The 20,638-nt window shown below is 66.4% G+C and carries 20 protein-coding genes, 3 tRNA genes and 1 pseudogene; 14 read left to right on the top strand and 10 right to left on the bottom strand.

From position 1 onward, the window contains the following. Window position 1 precedes the first annotated feature (1 nt). From ACNFBT_RS00055 to ACNFBT_RS00090, 8 genes are all read left to right on the top strand, one after another. On the top strand, window positions 2-526 hold the full coding sequence (locus ACNFBT_RS00055) for a DUF6160 family protein (RefSeq protein ID WP_416745315.1): 525 nt from the start codon (window positions 2-4) through the stop codon (window positions 524-526). A gap of 97 nt (window positions 527-623) precedes the next feature. Beyond that, window positions 624-1,451, top strand: coding sequence for an energy transducer TonB (locus ACNFBT_RS00060; protein WP_416745317.1), 828 nt, complete (start codon window positions 624-626; stop codon window positions 1,449-1,451). Further along, on the top strand, window positions 1,448-1,900 hold the full coding sequence (gene rimI, locus ACNFBT_RS00065; RefSeq protein ID WP_416745318.1) for a ribosomal protein S18-alanine N-acetyltransferase: 453 nt from the start codon (window positions 1,448-1,450) through the stop codon (window positions 1,898-1,900). The genes ACNFBT_RS00060 and rimI overlap by 4 nt, the downstream gene beginning before the upstream one ends. A 490-nt stretch (window positions 1,901-2,390) precedes the next feature. Continuing rightward, window positions 2,391-3,782, top strand: coding sequence for a flavin monoamine oxidase family protein (locus ACNFBT_RS00070; protein ID WP_416745320.1), 1,392 nt, complete (start codon window positions 2,391-2,393; stop codon window positions 3,780-3,782). Then, a complete protein-coding gene (locus tag ACNFBT_RS00075) occupies window positions 3,757-5,001 on the top strand; it encodes a C69 family dipeptidase (RefSeq protein ID WP_416745322.1) in 1,245 nt (414 codons plus the stop codon). Before ACNFBT_RS00070 ends, ACNFBT_RS00075 begins: the two co-directional genes overlap by 26 nt. A 63-nt stretch (window positions 5,002-5,064) precedes the next feature. Further along, complete coding sequence (gene can / locus ACNFBT_RS00080) at window positions 5,065-5,709, top strand: carbonate dehydratase (RefSeq protein WP_416745324.1); 645 nt, start codon at window positions 5,065-5,067, stop codon at window positions 5,707-5,709. 77 nt (window positions 5,710-5,786) lie between these two features. Beyond that, window positions 5,787-6,785: an isocitrate/isopropylmalate dehydrogenase family protein gene (locus tag ACNFBT_RS00085; protein WP_416745326.1), complete on the top strand. Its 999-nt coding sequence runs from the start codon at window positions 5,787-5,789 to the stop codon at window positions 6,783-6,785. Window positions 6,786-6,871: 86 nt separating this feature from the next. Next, entirely contained in the window at window positions 6,872-7,576 is a 705-nt protein-coding gene (locus tag ACNFBT_RS00090; protein ID WP_416745328.1) for an SOS response-associated peptidase, read from the top strand. A gap of 45 nt (window positions 7,577-7,621) precedes the next feature. Here ACNFBT_RS00090 and ACNFBT_RS00095 read toward each other — a convergent pair. From ACNFBT_RS00095 to ACNFBT_RS00140, 10 genes and pseudogenes are all read right to left on the bottom strand, one after another. Beyond that, window positions 7,622-7,698: transfer RNA gene (locus ACNFBT_RS00095), tRNA-Met, on the bottom strand. A 247-nt stretch (window positions 7,699-7,945) separates the two neighbouring features. Beyond that, window positions 7,946-9,046 carry a redox-regulated ATPase YchF gene (ychF, locus tag ACNFBT_RS00100; RefSeq protein WP_416745330.1) on the bottom strand — a complete coding sequence of 367 codons (1,101 nt, stop codon included), beginning with the start codon at window positions 9,044-9,046 and terminating at the stop codon, window positions 7,946-7,948. A gap of 40 nt (window positions 9,047-9,086) precedes the next feature. Further along, window positions 9,087-9,671 carry an aminoacyl-tRNA hydrolase gene (pth, locus tag ACNFBT_RS00105; RefSeq protein ID WP_416745332.1) on the bottom strand — a complete coding sequence of 195 codons (585 nt, stop codon included), beginning with the start codon at window positions 9,669-9,671 and terminating at the stop codon, window positions 9,087-9,089. 38 nt (window positions 9,672-9,709) lie between these two features. Further along, window positions 9,710-10,318: a 50S ribosomal protein L25/general stress protein Ctc gene (locus tag ACNFBT_RS00110; RefSeq protein WP_416745334.1), complete on the bottom strand. Its 609-nt coding sequence runs from the start codon at window positions 10,316-10,318 to the stop codon at window positions 9,710-9,712. 112 nt (window positions 10,319-10,430) lie between these two features. Beyond that, window positions 10,431-11,372, bottom strand: a complete 942-nt coding sequence (locus tag ACNFBT_RS00115) for a ribose-phosphate pyrophosphokinase (RefSeq protein ID WP_015478849.1) — start codon at window positions 11,370-11,372, stop codon at window positions 10,431-10,433. Between the two features lie 52 nt (window positions 11,373-11,424). Next, window positions 11,425-11,499 (bottom strand) — tRNA-Gln (locus ACNFBT_RS00120). Window positions 11,500-11,561: 62 nt separating this feature from the next. Continuing rightward, window positions 11,562-11,636: transfer RNA gene (locus ACNFBT_RS00125), tRNA-Gln, on the bottom strand. A gap of 31 nt (window positions 11,637-11,667) precedes the next feature. Further along, the gene (gene ispE / locus ACNFBT_RS00130; RefSeq protein WP_416745337.1) at window positions 11,668-12,516 is read right to left on the bottom strand and encodes a 4-(cytidine 5'-diphospho)-2-C-methyl-D-erythritol kinase; all 849 of its coding nucleotides are present in this window, start codon (window positions 12,514-12,516) and stop codon (window positions 11,668-11,670) included. Window position 12,517: 1 nt separating this feature from the next. Continuing rightward, window positions 12,518-13,135, bottom strand: a complete 618-nt coding sequence (lolB, locus tag ACNFBT_RS00135) for a lipoprotein insertase outer membrane protein LolB (RefSeq protein ID WP_416745339.1) — start codon at window positions 13,133-13,135, stop codon at window positions 12,518-12,520. A gap of 3 nt (window positions 13,136-13,138) precedes the next feature. After that, a pseudogene (locus tag ACNFBT_RS00140) lies at window positions 13,139-14,906 on the bottom strand (tetratricopeptide repeat protein). Window positions 14,907-15,051: 145 nt separating this feature from the next. On the opposite strand from ACNFBT_RS00140, the gene hemA reads away from it, so the two are divergent. The 6 genes from hemA (at window position 15,052) to ACNFBT_RS00170 (ending at window position 20,433) form a co-directional block, all read left to right on the top strand. Then, a complete protein-coding gene (gene hemA, locus ACNFBT_RS00145) occupies window positions 15,052-16,320 on the top strand; it encodes a glutamyl-tRNA reductase (protein WP_416745341.1) in 1,269 nt (422 codons plus the stop codon). Then, entirely contained in the window at window positions 16,317-17,399 is a 1,083-nt protein-coding gene (gene prfA, locus ACNFBT_RS00150) for a peptide chain release factor 1 (RefSeq protein WP_416745343.1), read from the top strand. Before hemA ends, prfA begins: the two co-directional genes overlap by 4 nt. A gap of 30 nt (window positions 17,400-17,429) precedes the next feature. Continuing rightward, complete coding sequence (gene prmC / locus ACNFBT_RS00155) at window positions 17,430-18,260, top strand: peptide chain release factor N(5)-glutamine methyltransferase (RefSeq protein ID WP_416745344.1); 831 nt, start codon at window positions 17,430-17,432, stop codon at window positions 18,258-18,260. After that, window positions 18,254-19,009 (top strand): molybdopterin-synthase adenylyltransferase MoeB, encoded by a 756-nt coding sequence (locus ACNFBT_RS00160; RefSeq protein WP_416745346.1) that lies wholly within the window; start codon window positions 18,254-18,256, stop codon window positions 19,007-19,009. Before prmC ends, ACNFBT_RS00160 begins: the two co-directional genes overlap by 7 nt. Next, window positions 19,002-19,796, top strand: coding sequence for a glutamate racemase (gene murI / locus ACNFBT_RS00165; RefSeq protein ID WP_416745348.1), 795 nt, complete (start codon window positions 19,002-19,004; stop codon window positions 19,794-19,796). The genes ACNFBT_RS00160 and murI overlap by 8 nt, the downstream gene beginning before the upstream one ends. Window positions 19,797-19,911: 115 nt before the next feature. Then, a complete protein-coding gene (locus tag ACNFBT_RS00170) occupies window positions 19,912-20,433 on the top strand; it encodes an acyloxyacyl hydrolase (protein WP_416745350.1) in 522 nt (173 codons plus the stop codon). The last annotated feature ends 205 nt before the right edge of the window (window positions 20,434-20,638 follow it).

The raw sequence follows: 20,638 nt of genomic DNA on the forward strand, positions 1-20,638 counted from the left end.
GATGAGGAGCATCGCCGTGAACCGACTGCCCCGCCGACTCCTGAGTGCCCTGTTGCTGCTCGCCGCCGCGGGCGCCCAGGCCGAGATGCGCAACCTGGACGACAGCGAGATGTCCGACGTCAGCGGGCAGGACGGCGTCAGCCTGAGCATCAACTTCAACCTCGCCCCGGTGGCCGGCGATAACCGCTGCACCGGTGGTTGCGGCGCGCGCCTGGCGATCCAGCCGCTGAACAGCACCGGCTTCATCGTGCTCGACAACATCAAGGGCACCTTCAGCTTCGATGGCATGAGCCTGGACATGGTGACCATCGACAGCGGCTTCAACGGCGACGGCGCGCTGTTCAACCGGCAGGCCATGAAGATCGGCCTGACCAACGCCAGCGCCACCAACCTGCAGTTCACCCTCGGCGGCGCCAACCAGGGCAAGGTCGCCGCCAGCGGCCTGCAGCAGACCAACCTGCTCACCTACCAGGCCACTGGCGCGATAAAGCTGACCGGCAACGTGTACGTGTTCGGCACGCCATAACCGCCGACCGGCCTTTCCCCCCGGCGCGTTTCACGCGACAATCCCGCCTCGATGTGCCGGCCTGCCCGTGCAGGCTCCACTTACAGGTAACCGCCCCTTGATCGAAGAAGCCCGCCGCCGCGCCTACCTCGGCGCCATGCAGGTCGCCACCTGGCTGCCGCGCGTGGCGTTGCCGTTTGCCGCCCCGTCGCGCCCGGAACTGCTGGAAACGCCCGCGCCCATCGTCGTCGAGAAAGCGCCGCCGGCGCCCGTCGCCGAAGTCGCGCGCGAAGCCGCCCCGGTTGCTGCTCCGGCGGCCGTGCCCGCGGGCGAGCCGGGTTCGATCGCCGCCCGCCTGATGCCCAAGCCCGCGGCGCCGGCCAAAGTGGCGGCCCCTGTGAAATCCGACGAGCAGGCCGAGCCGGAAGCCGAACCCGTGGTGCGTACCCCGGTCGCGCCGCCGCCGCGCTTCGCCCTGCAACTGCTGCGTGCCGGCGAGTGTGCCCTGCTGGTGGAACTGCCCACCGGCGAGCCCCTGGCCAGCCGCGACCCGGCCTACCTGCTGCTGAAGGACCTGCTGCGTGCCGCCGGTCTGCCGGAAAGCCCGCAACTGCTGGGCGAGCCGGTGCGCTGGCCGCTGTTCGCCGGCGGCAACCTGGACCAGGGCCCGCAGGCCGCCCGCGAGTTCGTCCAGGGCTTCGTCGCCGCCCGCCTGGAAGACGGCGCGCCCTGCCGCCTGCTGTGGCTGGTCGGTATGCCGGCCGTGCGCTACGCCGGCGAGGCGGACGAGGAATCCCTGCTGCGCGAGCTGCAAGTCGACGGCCTGGGCGTCGCCTGGGCCCTGCCGGGCCTCGAACGCCTGGCCGAAGAACCCTCTTTGAAAGCCGACCTCTGGCGCGCCATGCGCCGTGTTCGGCAACGCTGGACGAGTCAGACCAACGCATGAGCGATGCCGTTTCCTTCCGCCCGATGACCGAGGCGGACCTCGATGCCGTTCTCAAGATCGAGTACGCCGCCTTCAGCCACCCCTGGACGCGCGGCATCTTCGCCGATGGCCTGAAGAGCTACGAATGCTGGGTGATGTTCGAAGGCACCCAGCAGGTCGGGCACGGCGTGATCCAGCTGATCCTCGACGAAGCGCACCTGCTCAACATCACCGTCAAGCCGGAGAGCCAGGGCCGCGGCCTGGGCCTGACCCTGCTGGAACACCTGATGAAGCGCGCCCACGAACGGGGCGCGGTGGAATGCTTCCTCGAAGTGCGCGAGTCCAACCAGCCGGCCTACCGCCTGTACGAGCGCTACGGCTTCAACGAGGTCGGCCGGCGCCGTGGCTACTACCCGGCGGTCGGCGGTCGCGAAGACGCCCTGGTGATGGCCTGCACGCTGGTCGAGTGAGCCGGCTGGCGCATATCCCGCACTTCCCGTAGGAGCAACTGTTTTCATCCGGACAGCTTGTGCCTGCGCTTTCCCCCTCACCCCAGCCCTGGCTGCGCGCCCCGCTCCCCAGGGAGAGGGAGCCGTCCGTGCCGGCTTAGGCCGAGATTTCCTCCTGCACCGAACGGTCCCCTCTCCCTCTGGGAGAGGGTTAGGGTGAGGGGCTCTTGATCTCGTAGGAGCGGATTTATCCGCGATTCGTCCGGCCCCCGGCTGAATCCGCTCTCACAGTGAGCTACCGCTGCATCTCGCCCTCGTAGGAGCGGACTCCGTCCGCGATATCTCTCCGGCACGCCGAAATCGCGACTGAACCTACCCCACACGCGCCACCCCACCCGCCGCCTCGACTCCCCCACAAAAACCAGGAAATTTCCTGCCAGGCGGGTTTTTCCGAGGGCCATTCCTGACTTACCCTTAGGACCAATAACAACAAGAACATAAGGTCGCAAACATGAATCGCAGCGATGTGATCGTGGTGGGCGCCGGTATTTCGGGGCTGACCGCGGCCTGGCGTCTGGCATCGGCCGGACTCCGGGTGAAAGTGCTGGAGGCCAACAAGCGCGTCGGAGGACGAACCCTCAACCATCGCTTCGCCAGCGGCGAAGTGGTCGAGGTGGGCGGCCAGTGGGTCGGCCCGACCCAGGAGCGCATCCTTTCCCTGCTCGCCGAACTGAACCTTTCGACCTTTCCGCAATGGAACCAGGGCGACAACCTCACCCTGTTCGGCGGCCGTCTCAAGCCCTATCGCGGCACCATTCCCAAGTTTCCTCCTCACGTCCTGCTCGACGTGATGCAGGCCCATGTGCGCCTGGACCGCATGGCGCGGGAAGTCCCCCTGAGCGACCCCAGCCTGCACCCCAAGGCCGGCCAGTGGGACCGCCTGACCTTCGCCGAGTGGCTGCGCCGCAACGTGCGCACCTCCACCGGGCGCAAGGTCTTCGAACTGATGAGCGGCGCCGTGTTCGCCGCCAGCCCCCACGACCTGTCGTTCCTCCACGTGCTCTTCTACATCCGCAGCGGCACCAGCCTCGACACCCTGCTGGGCGTCGAAGGTGGCGCCCAGCAGGAGCGCATCCTCGGCGGCTCCCAGCGCATCTGCCAGACCCTCGCCGAGCGCCTGAGCGACGCGGTGCTCACCGGCGAGCCGGTCCGCGCCGTGCGGCAGAACGACCTTGGCGTCGAACTGGTCAGCGACCGTGGCGTGCACCACGCCTCGCGGGTCATCTTCGCCATCCCGCCGACCCAACTGCTGCGCATCACCCAGGAACCGCTGCTGCCCAGTTGGCGCGACCAGCTCCTGCAACGCCTGCCGCAAGGCGCAGTGATCAAGTGCATGGCGCTCTACGACAAACCCTTCTGGCGCGAGCAGGGCTTCTCCGGCCAGGCCACCAGCGAAGCCGGCCCGGTGCGCCTGACCTTCGACAACAGCGTCCCCGATTCGCCGCGCGGCGTACTGCTCGGCTTCATCGAAGGCGACGAAGCGCGGCAATGGAACGCACGGCTGGCGGGCGACCGGCGCGGTCAGGTGCTCGACTGCTTCGCCCGCTACTTCGGCGAGGCGGCGCTCAAACCGGTGGATTACGTGGACAAGTCCTGGGCCGAGGAACCCTTCGCCCGTGGCTGCTATGCCGCGCTGTTCCCGCCGGGGCTGTGGACCAGCGGCGCCGCGCGGCTGCGCGAGCCTTACGGCCGCCTGCACTTTGCCGGCACGGAAACGGCGACGCGCTGGATGGGTTATTTCGACGGGGCCGTGGAGGCCGGGGAACGCGCGGCGAGCGAAGTGCTCGGCGCGAGAGACGATCACGGGGAGGAGGATTATGTGCGACACCTTGGTATTGCGTAGCGACGGGGCCACCTGGTTCGCCAAGAACAGCGACCGCGAGCCCGCCGAACCGCAACGCCTGATCCGCCTACCGGCCGTGCACGGCGACCGCGCGGCGGCGGTGCGCACCACCTACCTGGAGATTCCCCAGACCGCCGAGCGTCATGCCGTCATCCTCAGCCAGCCGGCCTGGCTGTGGGGCGCCGAGATGGGCGTCAACGAGCGCGGCGTGGCCATCGGCAACGAAGCCGTATTCACCCGCCTGACCCTGCGTGAAGGCGAAGCGCTGCTGGGCATGGACCTGCTGCGCCTGGCCCTGGAACGCGCGGCGAGTGCCCGCGAGGCGCTGGCCGTCATCACCGAACTGCTGGAGCGCCACGGCCAGGGCGGGCCGGCCGGCTACCGCAACAAGCGCATGCGCTACGACAACAGCTACCTCATCGCCGACCGCGACGAAGCCTGGGTACTGGAAACCGCCGGCCGGCTGTGGGCGGCGAAGAAGGTCGAGCGCTGGGCCATCTCCAACGCCCTGACCCTCGGCCACGACTACGACCTCGCCAGCCCCAACCTGGAGGACCACGCCCGCCGGCTGGGCTGCTGGAGCGGCCGTGGCGACTTCCACTTCGCCCGCGCCTTCGACGGCCGCGTGCTGCCCTGGATCGCCGGGGCGCGGCAGCGGCGGCAACTCAACCAGGAGTTCCTCGCCCACTGCCCGGCCAAGGTCGACTGGCTGGCGCTGGTGGTTGCCCTGCGCAGCCACGGCCACCGGGGGCATCGCCTCTCGCGCCACGACAACCGCCAGGTCTGCCTGCACGCCGGCAGCTTCTGGCGACCCTCGCAGACCACCGCCAGCCTCATCGCCCGGCTGGACGGCGGCTCACCGCGCATGGCTGCCACCGGCACCTCGGCGCCGTGCCTGTCGATGTTCCAGCCGCTGGGCTTCGAGCCCGGCGCTGGCGCGGGTCTGCTCAGCCGCGAGGAGGCGGCCGTGGAAGAGTCCCTCTGGTGGCGCTTCGAAACCGTACACCAGCGCGCCCTGGCCGACCCCGGCTTCGCCGACGCCCTGCGCGCCGGCCACGGCTGGCTGGAAACCGAGTTGCTGGCCGCGCTGGACAGGCGCACGCTGGATTGGCCCCGCCTGGCCGCCGAAGCCCAGGCCTGGCACGACGCCTGGCACCAGCTGGCGCTGCAGGAGACCCTGCGACCGCCGCGCTGGTGGCGTCTGAACGCCGCCCGCTGAAAGCGCCTTGTCAGGCGCGTCCGCGCTGCGTAAGGTGCGGCAGCCAACGATGAGGAGCCGACCATGAGCGATCTGCAGGAACTGTTCGACAACAACGAACGCTGGGCCGAAGCGATCAAGCGGGAAGACCCGGACTTCTTCGCCAAACTGGCGCGGCAGCAGACCCCGGAATACCTGTGGATCGGCTGCTCCGACGCCCGCGTGCCGGCCAACGAGATCGTCGGCATGCTGCCCGGCGACCTGTTCGTCCACCGCAACGTCGCCAACGTCGTGCTGCACACCGACCTCAACTGCCTGTCGGTCATCCAGTACGCCGTCGACGTGCTCAAGGTGAAGCACATCCTGGTCACCGGCCACTACGGCTGCGGCGGTGTGCGCGCCGCCCTGCAGGATCGCCAGTTCGGCCTGATCGACGGCTGGCTGCGCACCATCCGCGACCTCGCCTACGAATACCGCGAGCACCTCGGCCAGTTCGAGAAGGAAGACGAGCGCGTTGACCGCCTCTGCGAACTCAACGTCATCCAGCAGGTGGCCAACGTCAGCCACACCAGCATCGTCCAGAACGCCTGGCACCGCGGCCAGCCGCTCTCCGTACATGGCTGCATCTACGGCATCAACGACGGTCGCTGGAAGAACCTCAACGTCACCGTCAGCGGCCTCGACCAACTGCCGCCGCAATACCGCCTGCGCCCGCTCGGGCAACTCTGAGCCGGCTGTCCGCCTGCGCCCTCCCGCGAGAGGCGCGGGCGGATCATGAAAGGACAGACAGCGAGCGGAGGTCAGCGATGCATCGGTTGTGCGTGATTCCCGGCGACGGCATCGGCCGCGAAGTGGTACCGGTGGCGGTCAAGGTCCTGCTGCGACTGCTGCCCGACCTGCGGGTGGAAGAGGCCGAAGCCGGCTGGGACTGCTTCGAGCGGCACGGCGTCTCGGTGCCCGACGCCACCCTGGCCCGCCTGCGCGCCTGCGGTGCCGGCCTGTTCGGCGCCGTCTCCTCGCCCAGCCACCGCGTCGAAGGCTACCGCAGCGCCATCCTTACCCTGCGCCAGGAACTCGCTCTCAGCCTCAACCTGCGCCCGGTGCGCAGCCGCCCGCACGTCTCGTCCCACCCCGGCGTCGACCTGCTGATCCTGCGCGAGAACAGCGAAGGCCTCTACAGTGGCCGCGAACACTGGGAATCCGAAGGCGTCGCCATCGCCGAACGGGTCATCACCCGCGCCGCCTGCGACCGCCTGGCCGCCGACGCCTCGCGCATCGCCCGCCAGCGCGGCGCCCGGCGCATCACCCTGGTCCACAAGGCCAACGTCCTCCCGCTCACCTGCGGCCTGTTCCGCGATACCTGCCGGGACCGACTGGTGGAAGACGGCTGGAGCAACGTGCTCGACGAACGCCTGGTCGACGTCGCCGCCCTGCAACTGGTGGAACGCCCCGAAGCCTTCGACCTGATCGTCACCACCAACCTCTTCGGCGACATCCTCTCCGACCTCGCCAGCCACTGGGGCGGCGGCCTCGGCATGGCCCCGTCGCTCAACCTCGGCCACGGCATCGCGCTGGCCGAGCCCGTCCACGGCAGCGCCCCCGACATCGCCGGCAGCGGCCGCGCCAATCCGCTGGCTGCCATCCTTAGCGCCGGCATGTTGCTGCGGCATCACTGGCAACTCCCCGAGCTGGCCGACCGCATCGATGCGGCGGTGGATGGCTTCCTGCGGGAGGAGGGGAGTGTGGACTTCGGCGGGGAGACCACCAAGGTGATTGGGCAGGGCGTGTTGCAGCGCCTGGACTGATTGACCGATCTCGCCGGTCACCACGATGTCCGCTGACCACCGCCGGGAACTACGCTGAAAGCACCATCCTCCCCAAGGTGCCCGGCATGTGCGGACGCTACGTCAGCCTCGAAGAGGCCGCCATCGAACGCTACTGGCACATCGGCGCCCGCACGCCGCCGCGCTGGCTGGAAGCCTGCTACAACGTCGCCCCGACCATGACCGTCCCCATCCTGCGCCAGGACGAGGGCGGCCAACTCGAACTGCTGCCCGCCCGCTGGGGCCTGATCCCCACCTGGTGGAAGGAGTCCACCCCGCCGCGCTTCTCCTTCAACGCCCGCAGCGAGGAAGCCGCCGGCAAGCCTCTCTGGCGCCACGCCCTGCGTGCCACCCGCTGCCTGATGCCCGCACTGGGCTGGTACGAATGGAACGAGAAGGAAGCTGTACGCAACCCCGCTGGCCGCCAGGTCCACCAGCCGTACTTCATCCACAGCCCCGCCGACCCCATCATCGCCTTCGCCGGCCTCTGGTCCCTGTGGATAAACCCCAATGGCGACCCCGTCCTTTCCTGCGCCCTGCTGACCCGATCCGCAGCCCCGAGCATCGAGCACATCCACAATCGCATGCCCGTGGTGCTGGCGCCGGAGAACTTCGAGGAATGGTTATCCACTGCCACACGCGGAGAAGCGCTGGGCGACCTGATTCACCATGCGCGGGAGGATTTTGTAGGGCACCGGGTGTCGTTGCGGGTGAATGACACGAGGAATGATTCGGTGGAGTTGATTGAGGGGCGGGAAGCAGATTTCTCGTAGGCAAAAGAAAAGGGGTTTAGCTTTCGCTAAACCCCTTTCGAGATATGGTGGCTACACCGGGACTTGAACCTGGGACATCAGCATTATGAATGCTGCGCTCTAACCGACTGAGCTATGTAGCCGAGTGGCGCGCATTTTCCGCAGATCGAGGGGGGGTGTCAACCCCTTTTCTTGAATATTTTTCTGATCTATCAATCGTTTAGGCGGAAAGGCCTGATTTCGGGGATTGCCGGGCGGGGAGGGCGGCTTCCTGGGCGCGGACGGGGAATGTGGGGGCTGGGATGTTCGCGAGCAAGCTCGCTCCTACGAAGAACGAGGGCATAAAAAAGCCCCGGCGGGTGGCCGGGGCTTTTCGGGTCTGGCGGGCGCTTAGACGTTGAAGCGGAAGTGCATCACGTCGCCATCCTTGACGATGTAGTCCTTGCCTTCCAGGCGCCATTTGCCGGCTTCCTTCGCGCCCTGTTCGCCCTTGAACTGGATGAAGTCGTCGTAGGCGACGACTTCGGCGCGGATGAAGCCTTTTTCGAAGTCGGTGTGGATCACGCCGGCTGCCTGCGGGGCGGTGGCGCCGACGCGGACGGTCCAGGCGCGGACTTCCTTCACGCCGGCGGTGAAGTAGGTCTGCAGGTGCAGCAGTTCGTAGCCGGCGCGGATCACGCGGTTCAGGCCCGGCTCTTCGAGGCCGAGGGACTCGAGGAACATGTCCTTCTCTTCACCGTCGTCCAGTTCGGCGATTTCGGCTTCGATCTTGTTGCACACCGGCACCACCATGGCGCCTTCTTCTTCGGCGATGGCGCGGACGATGTCCAGGTGCGGGTTGTTCTCGAAGCCGTCTTCGGCGACGTTGGCGATGTACATGACCGGCTTGCTGGTGAGCAGGTGGAAGCCGCGCACGGCGCGCTTCTCGTCATCGCTCATGTTCTTCATCAGCGAGCGGGCGGGTTTGCCTTCGCTGAAGTGGGGGATGAGCTTTTCCAGCAGGGCTTTCTGCGCCAGGGCGTCCTTGTCGCCGCCCTTGGCGTTGCGAGCGACCTTCTGCAGTTGTTTCTCGCAGCTGTCGAGGTCGGCGAAGATCAGTTCGAGGTCGATGATCTCGATGTCGCGCTTGGGGTCGACGCTGTTGGAGACGTGGATGACGTTCTCGTCTTCGAAGCAGCGCACCACGTGGGCGATGGCGTCGGTCTCGCGGATGTTGGCGAGGAACTTGTTGCCCAGGCCTTCACCCTTGGAGGCGCCCGCCACCAGGCCGGCGATGTCGACGAATTCCATGGTGGTCGGCAGCACGCGCTCGGGGTTGACGATCGCAGCCAGCGCATCGAGGCGGGCGTCGGGCATCGGTACGATGCCGCTGTTCGGCTCGATGGTGCAGAAGGGGAAGTTTTCCGCCGCGATGCCGGATTTGGTCAGGGCGTTGAACAGGGTGGACTTGCCGACGTTGGGCAGGCCGACGATGCCGCAGTTGAATCCCATGTTAGGTCCCTCGCGCCAGGTGGCGGAAATAGAGGTGTAATCAGGCCTTCTGGCTGTGCAGCTTCTGCATCGCGCGGGTCCAGTCCCCGTCGAGCATTTCCGGCAGCACGCCGAGGGCGGAGTCGATGCTGGTGTCGAGCAGTTCCTGTTCGGCGCGCGGGGCGCGGCCAAGAACGAAACCGGAGACCAGGCTGCTGTGCCCCGGATGGCCGATGCCAAGCCGCAGGCGATGGAAACCGTTCTGGTTGCCGAGTTGGGCGATGATGTCGCGCAGCCCGTTGTGCCCGCCGTGTCCGCCGCCCTTCTTGAGCTTGGCGACGCCGGGAGGCATGTCGAGTTCGTCGTGGGCCACCAGGATGGCTTCGACCGGAATGCGGAAGAATCCGGCGAGCGCCGCCACGGCCTGGCCGCTGCGGTTCATGTAGGTGGTGGGGATGAGCAGACGAACGTCGCGGCCTTTGTGGTTGAACTTGCCAACCCGGCCGAAGTACTTCTTGTCCAGCGACAGGTTCGCGCGTTGCGCGTCCGCCAGTCGCTCAACGAAAAGGGCCCCCGCGTTATGCCGGGTCTGGTCGTATTCAGGGCCTGGATTTCCCAGGCCAACGATCAGTTGTACGGCAGTCACGACGGGGGCCCCTTCCTTAAAGGCAATGGTGCGCGCGATTACTCGGCAGCGCCTTCGCCTTCTTCTTTCACTACGCGGGAAGCGTGGATGTTGGCGACGGCCAGGTCGTTACCGTGGGCCAGTTGCACCAGCTCTACGCCTTTCGGCAGTTTCAGGTCGGACAGGTGAACGATCTGACCCAGTTCTACCTTGGCCAGGTCGACTTCGATGAATTCCGGCAGGTCTTTCGGCAGGCAGGAAACTTCGACTTCGGCGATCACGTGGGAGATCTCGCCGCCACCAACCTTGACGCCAACAGCGGTGGCTTCGTTGATGAAGTGCAGCGGAACGTGAGCGGTCAGCTTCTGGCCGGCAACGACGCGCTGGAAGTCAGCGTGCATGACGAAGCCTTTGGACGGGTGACGCTGCAGGGCCTTGATCAGTACGGTTTCCTTGGCGGCACCGACGTTCAGGGTGATCACGTGGCTAAAGGCAGCCTCGTTTTCCAGCAGTTTGGCAACTTCACGCAGTTCCAGGGTCAGGGATTGCGGGGCTTTCTCGCCACCGTAGACCACAGCCGGGATCAGGCCGTCGTTACGACGCAGGCGGCGGCTCGCACCTTTCCCCAGGTCGGAACGCTCTTGAGCATTGAGTACAAAATCAACCATTTGACTATCTCCAGAATGACAAGATCGCCCGGACGCTTGCGACCAGCGTTCGGGCGATTTTGCTTATGCCCCATCGACGTGACGGGGCGCTTTACGTCAGCTCTGTCCCGCCTTAGCGGAACATGGCGCTGATCGATTCTTCATTGCTGATGCGGCGCATGGCTTCAGCGACAACCGGAGCGATGTCCAGCTGGCGGATGCGGCCACAGGCTTGTGCAGCAGCGGACAGCGGGATGGTGTTGGTCACCACCAGCTCGTCCAGTACGGAATTTTCGATGTTCTCGATGGCACGGCCGGACAGCACCGGGTGGGTGCAGTAGGCGATGACCTTGGCGGCGCCGTGCTCTTTCAGAGCCTTGGCGGCGTGGCCGAGGGTGCCGGCGGTATCGACCATGTCGTCGACCAGTACGCAGGTACGGCCTTCGACATCACCGATGATGTGCATGACTTCGGACTGGTTGGCCTTCGGACGACGCTTGTCGATGATGGCGAGGTCCACGCCCAGGGACTTGGCGACGGCGCGAGCACGCACTACGCCACCGATGTCCGGGGAGACGATCATCAGGTTCTCGAAGCGCTGGTCTTCGATGTCGTCGACCAGTACGGGCGAACCGTAGATGTTGTCGACGGGGATATCGAAGAAGCCCTGGATCTGGTCGGCGTGCAGGTCAACGGTGAGGACGCGGTTGACGCCTACGACGGTCAGCATGTCGGCAACGACTTTGGCGCTGATGGCCACGCGGGCGGAACGCGGACGGCGATCCTGGCGGGCATAACCGAAGTAGGGGATAACGGCCGTGATACGAGTCGCCGAGGAGCGGCGGAAGGCATCGGCCATCACTACCAGTTCCATCAGGTTGTCGTTGGTCGGTGCGCAGGTCGGCTGGATCAGGAAGACGTCCTTACCACGAACGTTTTCGTTGATTTCAACGCTGATCTCGCCGTCGGAGAATTTACCGACAGAAACGTCACCGAGGGGGATGTGCAGCTGCCGTACGACACGGCGTGCCAGATCGGGGTTGGCGTTCCCCGTGAAAACCATCATTTTGGACACGCTGCGGTACCTGTGTCGGCTTGAGGGTAGGCCCGGTTGAGCCAGAAGAAAATGGCAGGGGCGGCTGGATTCGAACCAACGCATGGCAGGATCAAAACCTGCTGCCTTACCGCTTGGCGACGCCCCTGTAGCTTACAACTTGCGGAGCAATGTGTTCGTTGACGCTGTACGTGTAACCCTGTGGGTTAATGGCAGGGGCGGCTGGATTCGAACCAACGCATGGCAGGATCAAAACCTGCTGCCTTACCGCTTGGCGACGCCCCTGTATCGTACAACCGATTACATTGCTTTCTTCTCAGACCAGGCCTTGCAGCTTGCGGTGCAACATCGAGATGTTACGCCCCTGGGCAACAAAACTTGGCAGAGTGGCCGGAAGTTGGCGGCGAACTTTATCAGCATCGCCCTTGTTTGGGAAGCTCCCAAACACACAAGCTCCGGTGCCGGTCAATCTCGCTTCGGTAAATTTACCTAGCTGGATCAGTGCGTTACGTACATCCGGGTAACGCTTCTCGACGACCGGCTGGCAGTCGTTATGACCGTCCACCCCGAGAAGGCTGCGAACTTTAATGGGCGGAGTATCCCGTGTCAACTCGGGATCGGAGAAAACTTCTGCTGTGCTGACAAAGACTTGCGGCACGACGACGAGGAACCAGGGCTCCTCCAGCTCAACAGGCGTGAGCTTCTCGCCGACGCCTTCGGCGAAGGCCGCGCGGCCGCGCACGAACACCGGCACGTCGGCGCCCAGGGTCAGGCCCAGCGCGGCGAGGCGGTCTTCGTCCCAGTCGAGGTTCCACAGTTGCTTGAGGCCGAGCAGGGTGGTGGCGGCGTCGGAACTGCCGCCACCGATGCCGCCGCCCATGGGCAGGCGCTTGTCCAGCCAGATGTCGGCGCCCAGCTTGCAGCCCGATTGTTCCTGCAGCCGGCGGGCGGCCTTGACGATCAGGTTGCTGTCGTGGGGAACGCCTTCGATCTCGGTGTTCAGGCGGATCTGGCCGTCCTCGCGCAGGGCGAAATGCAGCTCGTCGCCGTGGTCGAGGAATTGGAAGAGAGTCTGCAGTTCGTGGTAGCCGTCGGGACGGCGACCGTTGATGTGCAGGAACAGGTTGAGTTTGGCCGGGGCCGGCAGGATCAGGCGGTCCTGCATGTCAGTGGCCCAGTTGGCGCGGCTGCCAGGTCTTCACCACCAGGGTCACGTCGAGGTCCTGGCCGTGCAGCTTCAGGCGCTCGGGCAGCCAGTAGCCGTCCTGCTCACTGTAGCGGGTGTATTCCACTTCCCAGCCGTCCTGTTCGAGCTTGGCCAGGCGGCTGTCGCCGTCGAGGGTCAGGCGGCTCTTGCTGTCCGGCGCGGGCAGGCCGCGAATCCACCAGAGCAGGTGGGACACCGGCAGGCGCCAGCCCATCTGTTGTTCCAGCAGTTCTTCCGGCGTGGCGGCTTCATAGCGTCCCTGGCCTGCGACTTCCAGGGTCACCGCGCCTTCGCGCCCGGTCAGGCGCGCCGCGCCACGGCCCAGCGGGCCGGACAGGCGAATGTCGTAATAGCCCTGGCGTTGCAGCCAGAACAGGGTGCCGCTGCCGGAATCCTTGGGCGCGCGGATGCCGACCTTGCCGTCGATCTGCCAGCCGTCGAGGGCGGCGATCTGAGTCTTGTGGGCGTTCCAGGCGGTGGCGTTGCCCTGGCCTTCCAGGGATTCGTGGCTGCCGAAGCCTGCGCAGCCGGCGAGCAGGGCAAGTGCGGCGGCGCCGAGGAGGTGACGTAGACGCATAAATCAGAGGGTTCCGGAACCGGTCAGGCGCTTCATGGTGTCGCGCAGGACGGTGCTGTCGGGCTGGTTTTGCAGGGCGGCGGCCCACACCTTGCGGGCTTCGCTCTGCTTGCCCTGGGCCCAGAGCACTTCGCCCAGGTGGGCGGCGACTTCGTGGTCGGGGAAGCGTTCCAGCGCCTTGCGCAGGTAGCCTTCGGCTTCGCTGAGGTTGCCCAGGCGGTAGTTGACCCAACCCAGGCTGTCGAGGATCGCGGGGTCGTCCGGGTTCAGCGAATGGGCCTTCTGGATCAGGTCGCGGGCTTCGCTGTAGCGGGTGGTGCGGTCGGCCAGGGTGTAACCCAGCGCGTTGAGCGCCATGGCGTTGTCCGGCTCGCGCTGGATGATCAGGCGCAGGTCCTGCTCCATCTGCGACAGGTCGTTGCGCTTCTCGGCCAGCATGGAGCGGGTGTAGAGCAGGTTGAGGTCGTCCGGGAACTGCTTGAGGCCCTGCTGGATGACGTTCCAGGCGCGGTCCACCTGGTCGCGGTTGGACAGGCCTTCGGCCTCGATCAGGTACAGCTGAATGGCGTAGTCCGGCTGGCGCTCGCGGGCCTCGGCGAGGCGGCGGGAGGCTTCGTCGACACGCTTCTGGTCGAGCAGGATCTCGGTCTGGCGCAGCTGCGCCGGGAGGAAGTCGTTGCCCGGGCCGACCAGGGCGTATTCCTTCAGGGCGGTGTCCGGCTGTTTCTGTTCCTCGGCCAGGCGGCCCAGGTTGAAGTGGGCGGCGTCGACGTGGCTGTCGCGCTCGACCAGCTCCTGCAGGTAGACCTTGGCTTCGTCCCAGGCCTGGGCTTCGAGGCAGACCAGCGCCAGGGAGAAGCGCAGGTCGTCGTCATCGGGGAACTGCTCGACCAGCGCGGAGAATTCGGCCTTGGCTTCGTCCAGGCGGTTCTGCTCCACCAGCAGGCGGGCGTAGGCCAGGTGCACGCGCTTGTCGTCCGGGTGCTCCTTCATGCCGTTCTTCAGCAGCGGCAGCGCTTCGTCGCTGCGCTTCATGCTTTGCAGCAGGCGCGCGCGCAGAAGCAGCGGGGCGACGTCGTGCTTGCTCGCCGAGTTGTCTTCCAGCAGGTGCAGGGCTTCCTGCGGGCGGCCGTCCTGCTGCAGCAGCAGGGCCTTGCCGAACAGCAGCTGGCCGTTGTCCGGGTACTTCTTCAGCAGGCGGTCGAAGCTCTGCAGGAGGCCGGCGCGGGTATCCGGGTCGGTCTCGGCGGCGGACAGCGCAAGGAAATCAAAGTGGGTGTCGCCCTGGCCGTTGAGGACTTTTTCCATGTACACCATGGATTCGTCGTACTGCCCGGTGCGCGCCAGCTGGATGGCGGCGGCGCGCTGGGCGTCGAGGTTGTCCGGCGCGGCCTTGGCCCAGATCAGCGAGGTGTCCAGGGCTTCCTGGTCGGCGCCCAGGTACTCGGCGATGCGGAAGGCACGCTCGGCGACGCCCGGGTCCTGGGTGGCGCGGGCCTGCTCGACGTAGTTGGTGAGGGCGATGTCGAAGCGGTTGCGCTGGCCGGCGAGTTCCGCGGTCAGCAGCGAATACAGGGTCTCTTCGCTGAAGGAACCGTACTTCTGTTCCTTCTGGGCAGCGGCGGCCTTGTCCTTCTCGGCGGAAGAACCCTCCGGGGTTTTATGGGAAAGGGACTGGCAGCCGCCGAGCAGCAGCAGAGCAGTCAGCAGCGCAAGAGACTTGTTCATAGAGGAAGGATGATGGCCTAACCTGCGAAATAGCGCCCATCATGACATAAGGAATGTGGCAATCCCATGGGCAAGCGCGGCATCGGGGGTTGTATACGCTTTGCAATGTGCGATACGTCGCGGGTGGTTGTCCTTCACTGGGCGACGTAGGACAATTGCGGGCTTTCCGATCAGCTCAGCGACCCTGCATGGCCTTCATTGCCCTCGGTATCAACCACAAGACCGCGTCCGTGGCCGTCCGCGAGCGCGTGGCTTTTACTCCCGAGCAGATGGTCGAGGCCTTGCAACTGCTCTGCCGTCTGACGTCCAGCCGCGAGGCTGCGATTCTGTCCACCTGCAACCGCAGCGAACTCTACCTGGAGATCGAGCACCCGGACGCCGGTGACGTGCTGGCCTGGCTCGCCGATTACCACCATCTGAACATCGACGACCTGCGCGCCTGCGCCTATGTGCATCAGGACGACGATGCGGTGCGCCACATGATGCGCGTCGCCGCCGGCCTGGATTCCATGGTGCTGGGCGAGCCGCAGATTCTCGGCCAGATGAAGTCCGCCTACGCCGTGGCCCGCGAGGCCGGCACCATCGGCCCGATGCTCGGCCGCCTGTTCCAGGCCACCTTCAGCACCGCCAAGACCGTCCGCACCGACACAGCCATCGGCGAGAACCCGGTGTCCGTGGCGTTTGCCGCGGTGAGTCTGGCCCGGCAGATATTCAGCGACCTGAGCCGTAGCCAGGCGCTGCTGATCGGCGCCGGCGAGACCATCACCCTGGTCGCCCGCCACCTGCACGAGCAGGGCGTGAAGCGCATCGTGGTCGCCAACCGCACCCTGGAACGCGCCAGCCAGCTGGCCGAGCAGTTCGGCGCCCGCGCCATCCTACTGGCGGACATGCCCGACGAGCTGGTCAACAGCGACATCGTCATCAGTTCCACCGCCAGCCAGCTGCCGATCCTCGGCAAGGGCGCGGTGGAGCGCGCGCTGAAGCAGCGCCGGCACAAGCCGATGTTCATGGTCGACATTGCCGTGCCGCGCGACATCGAGCCGGAAGTCGGCGAACTGGAAGACGTCTACCTCTATAGCGTCGACGACCTCCACGAAGTGGTCGCCGAGAACCTCAAGAGCCGCCAGGGCGCCGCCCAGGCCGCCGAGGAGCTGGTCGGCGATGGCGTGCTCGATTTCATGGCGCGCCTGCGCGAACTGGCCGCCGTCGACGTGCTGCGCGCCTACCGCCAGCAGGCCGAGCGCCTGCGCGACGAGGAAATCCAGAAGGCCCAGCGCCTGCTGGCCAACGGTGCCGATCCGATGGACGTCATGGCGCAGCTTGCCCGTGGCCTGACCAACAAGTTGCTGCACGCGCCCAGCGTGCAGATGAAGAAACTCTCCGCCGAGGGCCGCATCGATGCGCTGGCCGTCGCGCAGGAACTGTTCGCCCTCGAGGAGGGCACTGACAAGCGATGAAAGCGTCCCTCCTGAAAAAGCTGGACATCCTCAGCGACCGCTACGAAGAGCTCACCGCTCTCCTGGGCGACGCCGAGGTGATCAGCGACCAGACCAAGTTCCGCGCCTACTCCCGTGAATATGCGGAAGTGGAGCCGGTCATCCTCGCTTTCCGCGAGTTCCGCAAGGTGCAGTCGGACCTGGAGGGCGCCCAGGCGCTGCTCAAGGACAGCGACCCGGACCTGCGCGAGATGGCCGAGGAAGAGGTGGCCGAGGCCAAGACCGCGCTGGTCGGCCTGGAAGATCGCCTGCAGCGCATGCTGCTGCCCAAGGACCCCAACGACGGCCGCAACGTCTTCCTGGAAATCCGTGCCGGCACCGGCGGCGACGAAGCCGCGATCTTCTCCGGCGACCTGTTCCGCATGTATTCGCGCTACGCCGAGAAGCAGGGCTGGCGTGTGGAAATCATGTCCGAGAACGAGGGCGAGCACGGTGGCTATAAAGAGGTGATTGCCCGCGTCGAGGGCGACAACGTCTACGCCAAGCTCAAGTTCGAATCCGGCGCCCACCGCGTGCAGCGCGTTCCGGCCACCGAATCCCAGGGCCGCATCCACACCTCGGCCTGCACCGTGGCGGTGCTGCCCGAGCCGGACGAGCAGGCGGCCATCGAGATCAACCCGGCCGACCTGCGGGTGGACACCTACCGTTCCTCCGGCGCCGGCGGCCAGCACGTGAACAAGACCGACTCGGCGGTGCGCATCACGCACATCCCGTCGGGCATCGTGGTCGAGTGCCAGGAAGAACGCTCGCAGCACAAGAACCGCGCCAAGGCCATGGCCTGGCTCGCGGCCAAGCTCAACGACCAGCAGCAGGCCGCCGCCCAGCAGGCGATCGCCAGCACGCGCAAGCTGCTGGTCGGTTCGGGTGACCGCTCCGAGCGTATCCGCACCTACAATTTCCCGCAGGGCCGGGTGACCGACCACCGCATCAACCTCACCCTCTATTCCCTGGGGGAAGTGATGGAAGGCTCGGTGGAACAGGTGATCGAGCCCCTGCTGCAGGAATTCCAGGCCGACCAGTTGGCCGCGCTCGGTGATTGAGAGAACGGGCGACTGAGAGAGCGACAGACCATGGCAACCATCATGACCTTGCTCAACCAGGCGCAACTGCCGGACTCGCCCAGCGCGCGTCTGGACGCCGAGCTGTTGCTCGCCGCCGCGCTGGGCAAGCCGCGCAGCTTCCTGCGCACCTGGCCGGAGCGTGTGGTCAGCCGCGAAGCACACGACCTCTTCGACGGCTTCCTCGCCCGCCGTCGGGCCGGCGAGCCGGTGGCCTACATCCTCGGCCGCCAGGGCTTCTGGAGCCTGGACCTGGAAGTGGCGCCGCACACCCTGATCCCGCGCCCTGACACCGAACTGCTGGTGGAGACTGCCCTTGGGCTGTTGCCGGCGACACCGGCCCGCGTGCTCGACCTGGGCACCGGCACCGGCGCCATCGCCCTGGCCCTGGCCTGCGAACGCCCGGCCTGGCAAGTGCAGGGCGTGGACCGCGTGGCCGAGGCCGTGGCCCTGGCCGAGCGCAACCGCGAACGCCTGGACCTGGCCAATGCCGCCTTCCGTGCCAGCCACTGGTTCTCCGCGCTGGCCGGCGAGCGTTTCTCGCTGATCGTCAGCAACCCGCCTTACATTCCCAGTGCCGACCCGCACCTCGCGCAGGGCGACGTGCGCTTCGAGCCATCGAGCGCGCTGGTCTCCGGCGCCGACGGCCTGGACGACATCCGCCTGATCGTCGAGCAGGCGCCCGCGCACCTTGAAAACGGCGGCTGGCTGATGCTCGAACATGGCTTCGACCAGGCCGACGCCGTGCGCGACCTGCTGCTGACCCGTGGCTTTGGCCGCGTGGAAAGTCGCCGCGACCTCGGTGGCCATGAACGAATCAGCCTGGGGAACTGGACATGCTGAGCGATAACGAACTGCTGCGTTACAGCCGGCAGATCCTGCTGCCGCAGATCGACGTCGATGGCCAGCTGCGTCTGAAGGACAGCCGCGTGCTGATCGTCGGCCTCGGCGGCCTGGGCGCCCCGGTGGCGCTGTATCTCGCCGCCGCCGGCATCGGCGAGCTGCACCTGGCTGATTTCGACAGCGTCGACCTGACCAACCTGCAGCGGCAGATCATCCACGACACCGGCAGCGTTGGCACGAGCAAGGTGGATTCCGCCATCGCCCGCCTGACCGCGATCAACCCGGACGTGAAGCTGGTCGCCCACCGCCAGGCGCTGGACGCCGATTCCCTCGACGCCGCGGTGGCGGCGGTGGACCTGGTGTTGGACTGCTGCGACAACTTCGGGACCCGCGAGGCGGTCAACGCCGCGTGCGTCGCCGCGAAGAAACCGCTGGTGAGCGGTGCGGCGATCCGCCTGGAAGGGCAGCTCTCGGTGTTCGACCCGCGCCGCGAGGAAAGCCCCTGCTACCACTGCCTCTACGGCCACGGCAGCGAGGCCGAGCTGACCTGCAGCGAGGCCGGCGTGGTCGGTCCGCTGGTGGGGTTAGTGGGCAGTCTGCAGGCCCTGGAAGCGCTCAAGCTGCTGGCCGGGTTCGGCGAGCCGCTGGTGGGGCGCCTGCTGCTGATCGATGCGCTGGGCACGCGCTTCCGCGAGCTGCGCGTCAAGCGTGACCCGCAGTGCGCCGTGTGCGGAGTGGCGCATGGCTGATGTAGCGCCCATCGGTGTCTTCGACTCCGGCGTCGGCGGGCTCAGTGTCCTTCGCGAGATTCGCGCCCAGCTGCCCAACGAGTCGCTGATCTACCTCGCCGACTGCGGCCACATCCCCTACGGCGAAAAGACCCCCGACTACATCCGCGAGCGCTGCCGCGCCATCGCGGACTTCCTCCTGGTCCGTGGCGCCAAGGCGCTGGTGCTGGCCTGCAACACCGCCACCGCCGCCGCTGCCGCCGACCTGCGCGAGCTGTACCCGCAGGTGCCGATCGTGGCCATGGAGCCGGCGGTGAAGCCGGCCGCCGAGGCGACCCGCAGCGGGGTGGTCGGTGTCCTGGCGACGACCGGGACGCTCAAGAGCGCGCGCTTCGCCGCATTGCTCGATCGCTTCGCCGGTGATGTGCGGGTGATCACCCAGCCCTGTCCGGGGCTGGTGGAGCGCATCGAGGCCGGCGACCTGAACGGCCCGCAGACGCGCGCGCTGCTGGGGCGCTATGTCGAGCCGTTGCTGGCCGAAGGCTGCGACACGCTGATCCTCGGCTGCACCCACTACCCGTTCCTTCGCCCGTTGCTGCGTGAGCTGATCCCCGAGGATATCTCGCTGATCGATACCGGCGCGGCGGTGGCGCGTCAGCTGGAGCGTTTGCTGCAGGCACGCGGGCTGCTGGGGGAGGGGCCGGCGGTGCGGACGGAGTTCTGGACCAGCGGCCCGGTCGAGGGGCTGGAGAAGGTCATGCCGGTGCTGTGGGGTAGTGACGAACCGGTCAATTCGTTCAGTGGATGACAGAAAAATTACCTGCCAGCGACCATGCTCTGTCGGCCAAGTTCGATAAGTGGTCTTATAATACTTGGCTATTCGCGGGGATTTTTCATTCGGCTTTCTCATTAAGGATGTTTCAATGAAGAAATTACTTTCGCTGGCCGTTTTGGCCGCGCTGTCCCTGGGGCAAGTTGTGAGTGCGCAGGCTGCCAGCGTTACCGGCGCCGTCGGTGTGACCGGTCAGAGCGACATGACCTATCGCCTGGGCATGAGCTTCGATTGGGACAAGAGCTGGTGGGAAACCTCCGCGGGGCATCTGACCGGCTACTGGGATGCCGGCTACACCTACTGGTCGGCCGGTGAGCGTGCCGGCGGCCGCCACTCGCTGTCTTTCTCCCCGGTGTTCCGTTACGAGTTCTCCGGTGAGTCGGCCAAACCCTTCCTCGAGGCGGGTATCGGCATCGCCGCCTTCACCGGTTCCGAAGTGGGCGACCAGGACCTGGGCGGCGCGGTGACCTTCGAGGACCGCATCGGCACCGGCGTGAAGTTCAACAGTGGCCATGTTGTCGGCGTACGGGCGATCCATTACTCCAACGCCGGTCTCGGCCAGCCCAACGAGGGCATCGAGTCCTACAGCCTCTATTTCACGCAGCCTCTGTAACAGAGCGCTGACGAAAAAAGCCGGACCTTGGGTCCGGCTTTTTTGTGCGTGTCTTTCGTAGAAACCAATGCTTTCTCCCAGGAAGGCCGTGCCAACCCATTGCCCTCACCCCAGCCCTCTCCCTCAGGGAGAGGGGGCAATCCGTGCCGGCTGGAATTGTGGTTTCCTCCTGCTCCGAACGGTCCCCTCTCCCCCTGGGAGAGGG

Origin of the sequence: Pseudomonas sp. NY15181 (assembly GCF_048068055.1) — a bacterium.
Lineage (GTDB): Bacteria > Pseudomonadota > Gammaproteobacteria > Pseudomonadales > Pseudomonadaceae > Pseudomonas.

Bases quoted from the DNA above. Each gene is read 5' to 3' on its own strand.
- ACNFBT_RS00055 (WP_416745315.1), top strand. From the start codon at position 2: ATGAGGAGCATCGCCGTGAACCGACTGCCCCGCCGACTCCTGAGTGCC.
- rimI (WP_416745318.1), top strand. From the start codon at position 1,448: ATGAGCGATGCCGTTTCCTTCCGCCCGATGACCGAGGCGGACCTCGAT.
- ACNFBT_RS00070 (WP_416745320.1), top strand. From the start codon at position 2,391: ATGAATCGCAGCGATGTGATCGTGGTGGGCGCCGGTATTTCGGGGCTG.
- ACNFBT_RS00075 (WP_416745322.1), top strand. From the start codon at position 3,757: ATGTGCGACACCTTGGTATTGCGTAGCGACGGGGCCACCTGGTTCGCC.
- can (WP_416745324.1), top strand. From the start codon at position 5,065: ATGAGCGATCTGCAGGAACTGTTCGACAACAACGAACGCTGGGCCGAA.
- ACNFBT_RS00085 (WP_416745326.1), top strand. From the start codon at position 5,787: ATGCATCGGTTGTGCGTGATTCCCGGCGACGGCATCGGCCGCGAAGTG.
- ACNFBT_RS00090 (WP_416745328.1), top strand. From the start codon at position 6,872: ATGTGCGGACGCTACGTCAGCCTCGAAGAGGCCGCCATCGAACGCTAC.
- ychF (WP_416745330.1), bottom strand. From the start codon at position 9,046: ATGGGATTCAACTGCGGCATCGTCGGCCTGCCCAACGTCGGCAAGTCC.
- ACNFBT_RS00110 (WP_416745334.1), bottom strand. From the start codon at position 10,318: ATGGTTGATTTTGTACTCAATGCTCAAGAGCGTTCCGACCTGGGGAAA.
- ispE (WP_416745337.1), bottom strand. From the start codon at position 12,516: ATGCAGGACCGCCTGATCCTGCCGGCCCCGGCCAAACTCAACCTGTTC.
- lolB (WP_416745339.1), bottom strand. From the start codon at position 13,135: ATGCGTCTACGTCACCTCCTCGGCGCCGCCGCACTTGCCCTGCTCGCC.
- hemA (WP_416745341.1), top strand. From the start codon at position 15,052: ATGGCCTTCATTGCCCTCGGTATCAACCACAAGACCGCGTCCGTGGCC.
- prfA (WP_416745343.1), top strand. From the start codon at position 16,317: ATGAAAGCGTCCCTCCTGAAAAAGCTGGACATCCTCAGCGACCGCTAC.
- prmC (WP_416745344.1), top strand. From the start codon at position 17,430: ATGGCAACCATCATGACCTTGCTCAACCAGGCGCAACTGCCGGACTCG.
- ACNFBT_RS00160 (WP_416745346.1), top strand. From the start codon at position 18,254: ATGCTGAGCGATAACGAACTGCTGCGTTACAGCCGGCAGATCCTGCTG.
- murI (WP_416745348.1), top strand. From the start codon at position 19,002: ATGGCTGATGTAGCGCCCATCGGTGTCTTCGACTCCGGCGTCGGCGGG.
- ACNFBT_RS00170 (WP_416745350.1), top strand. From the start codon at position 19,912: ATGAAGAAATTACTTTCGCTGGCCGTTTTGGCCGCGCTGTCCCTGGGG.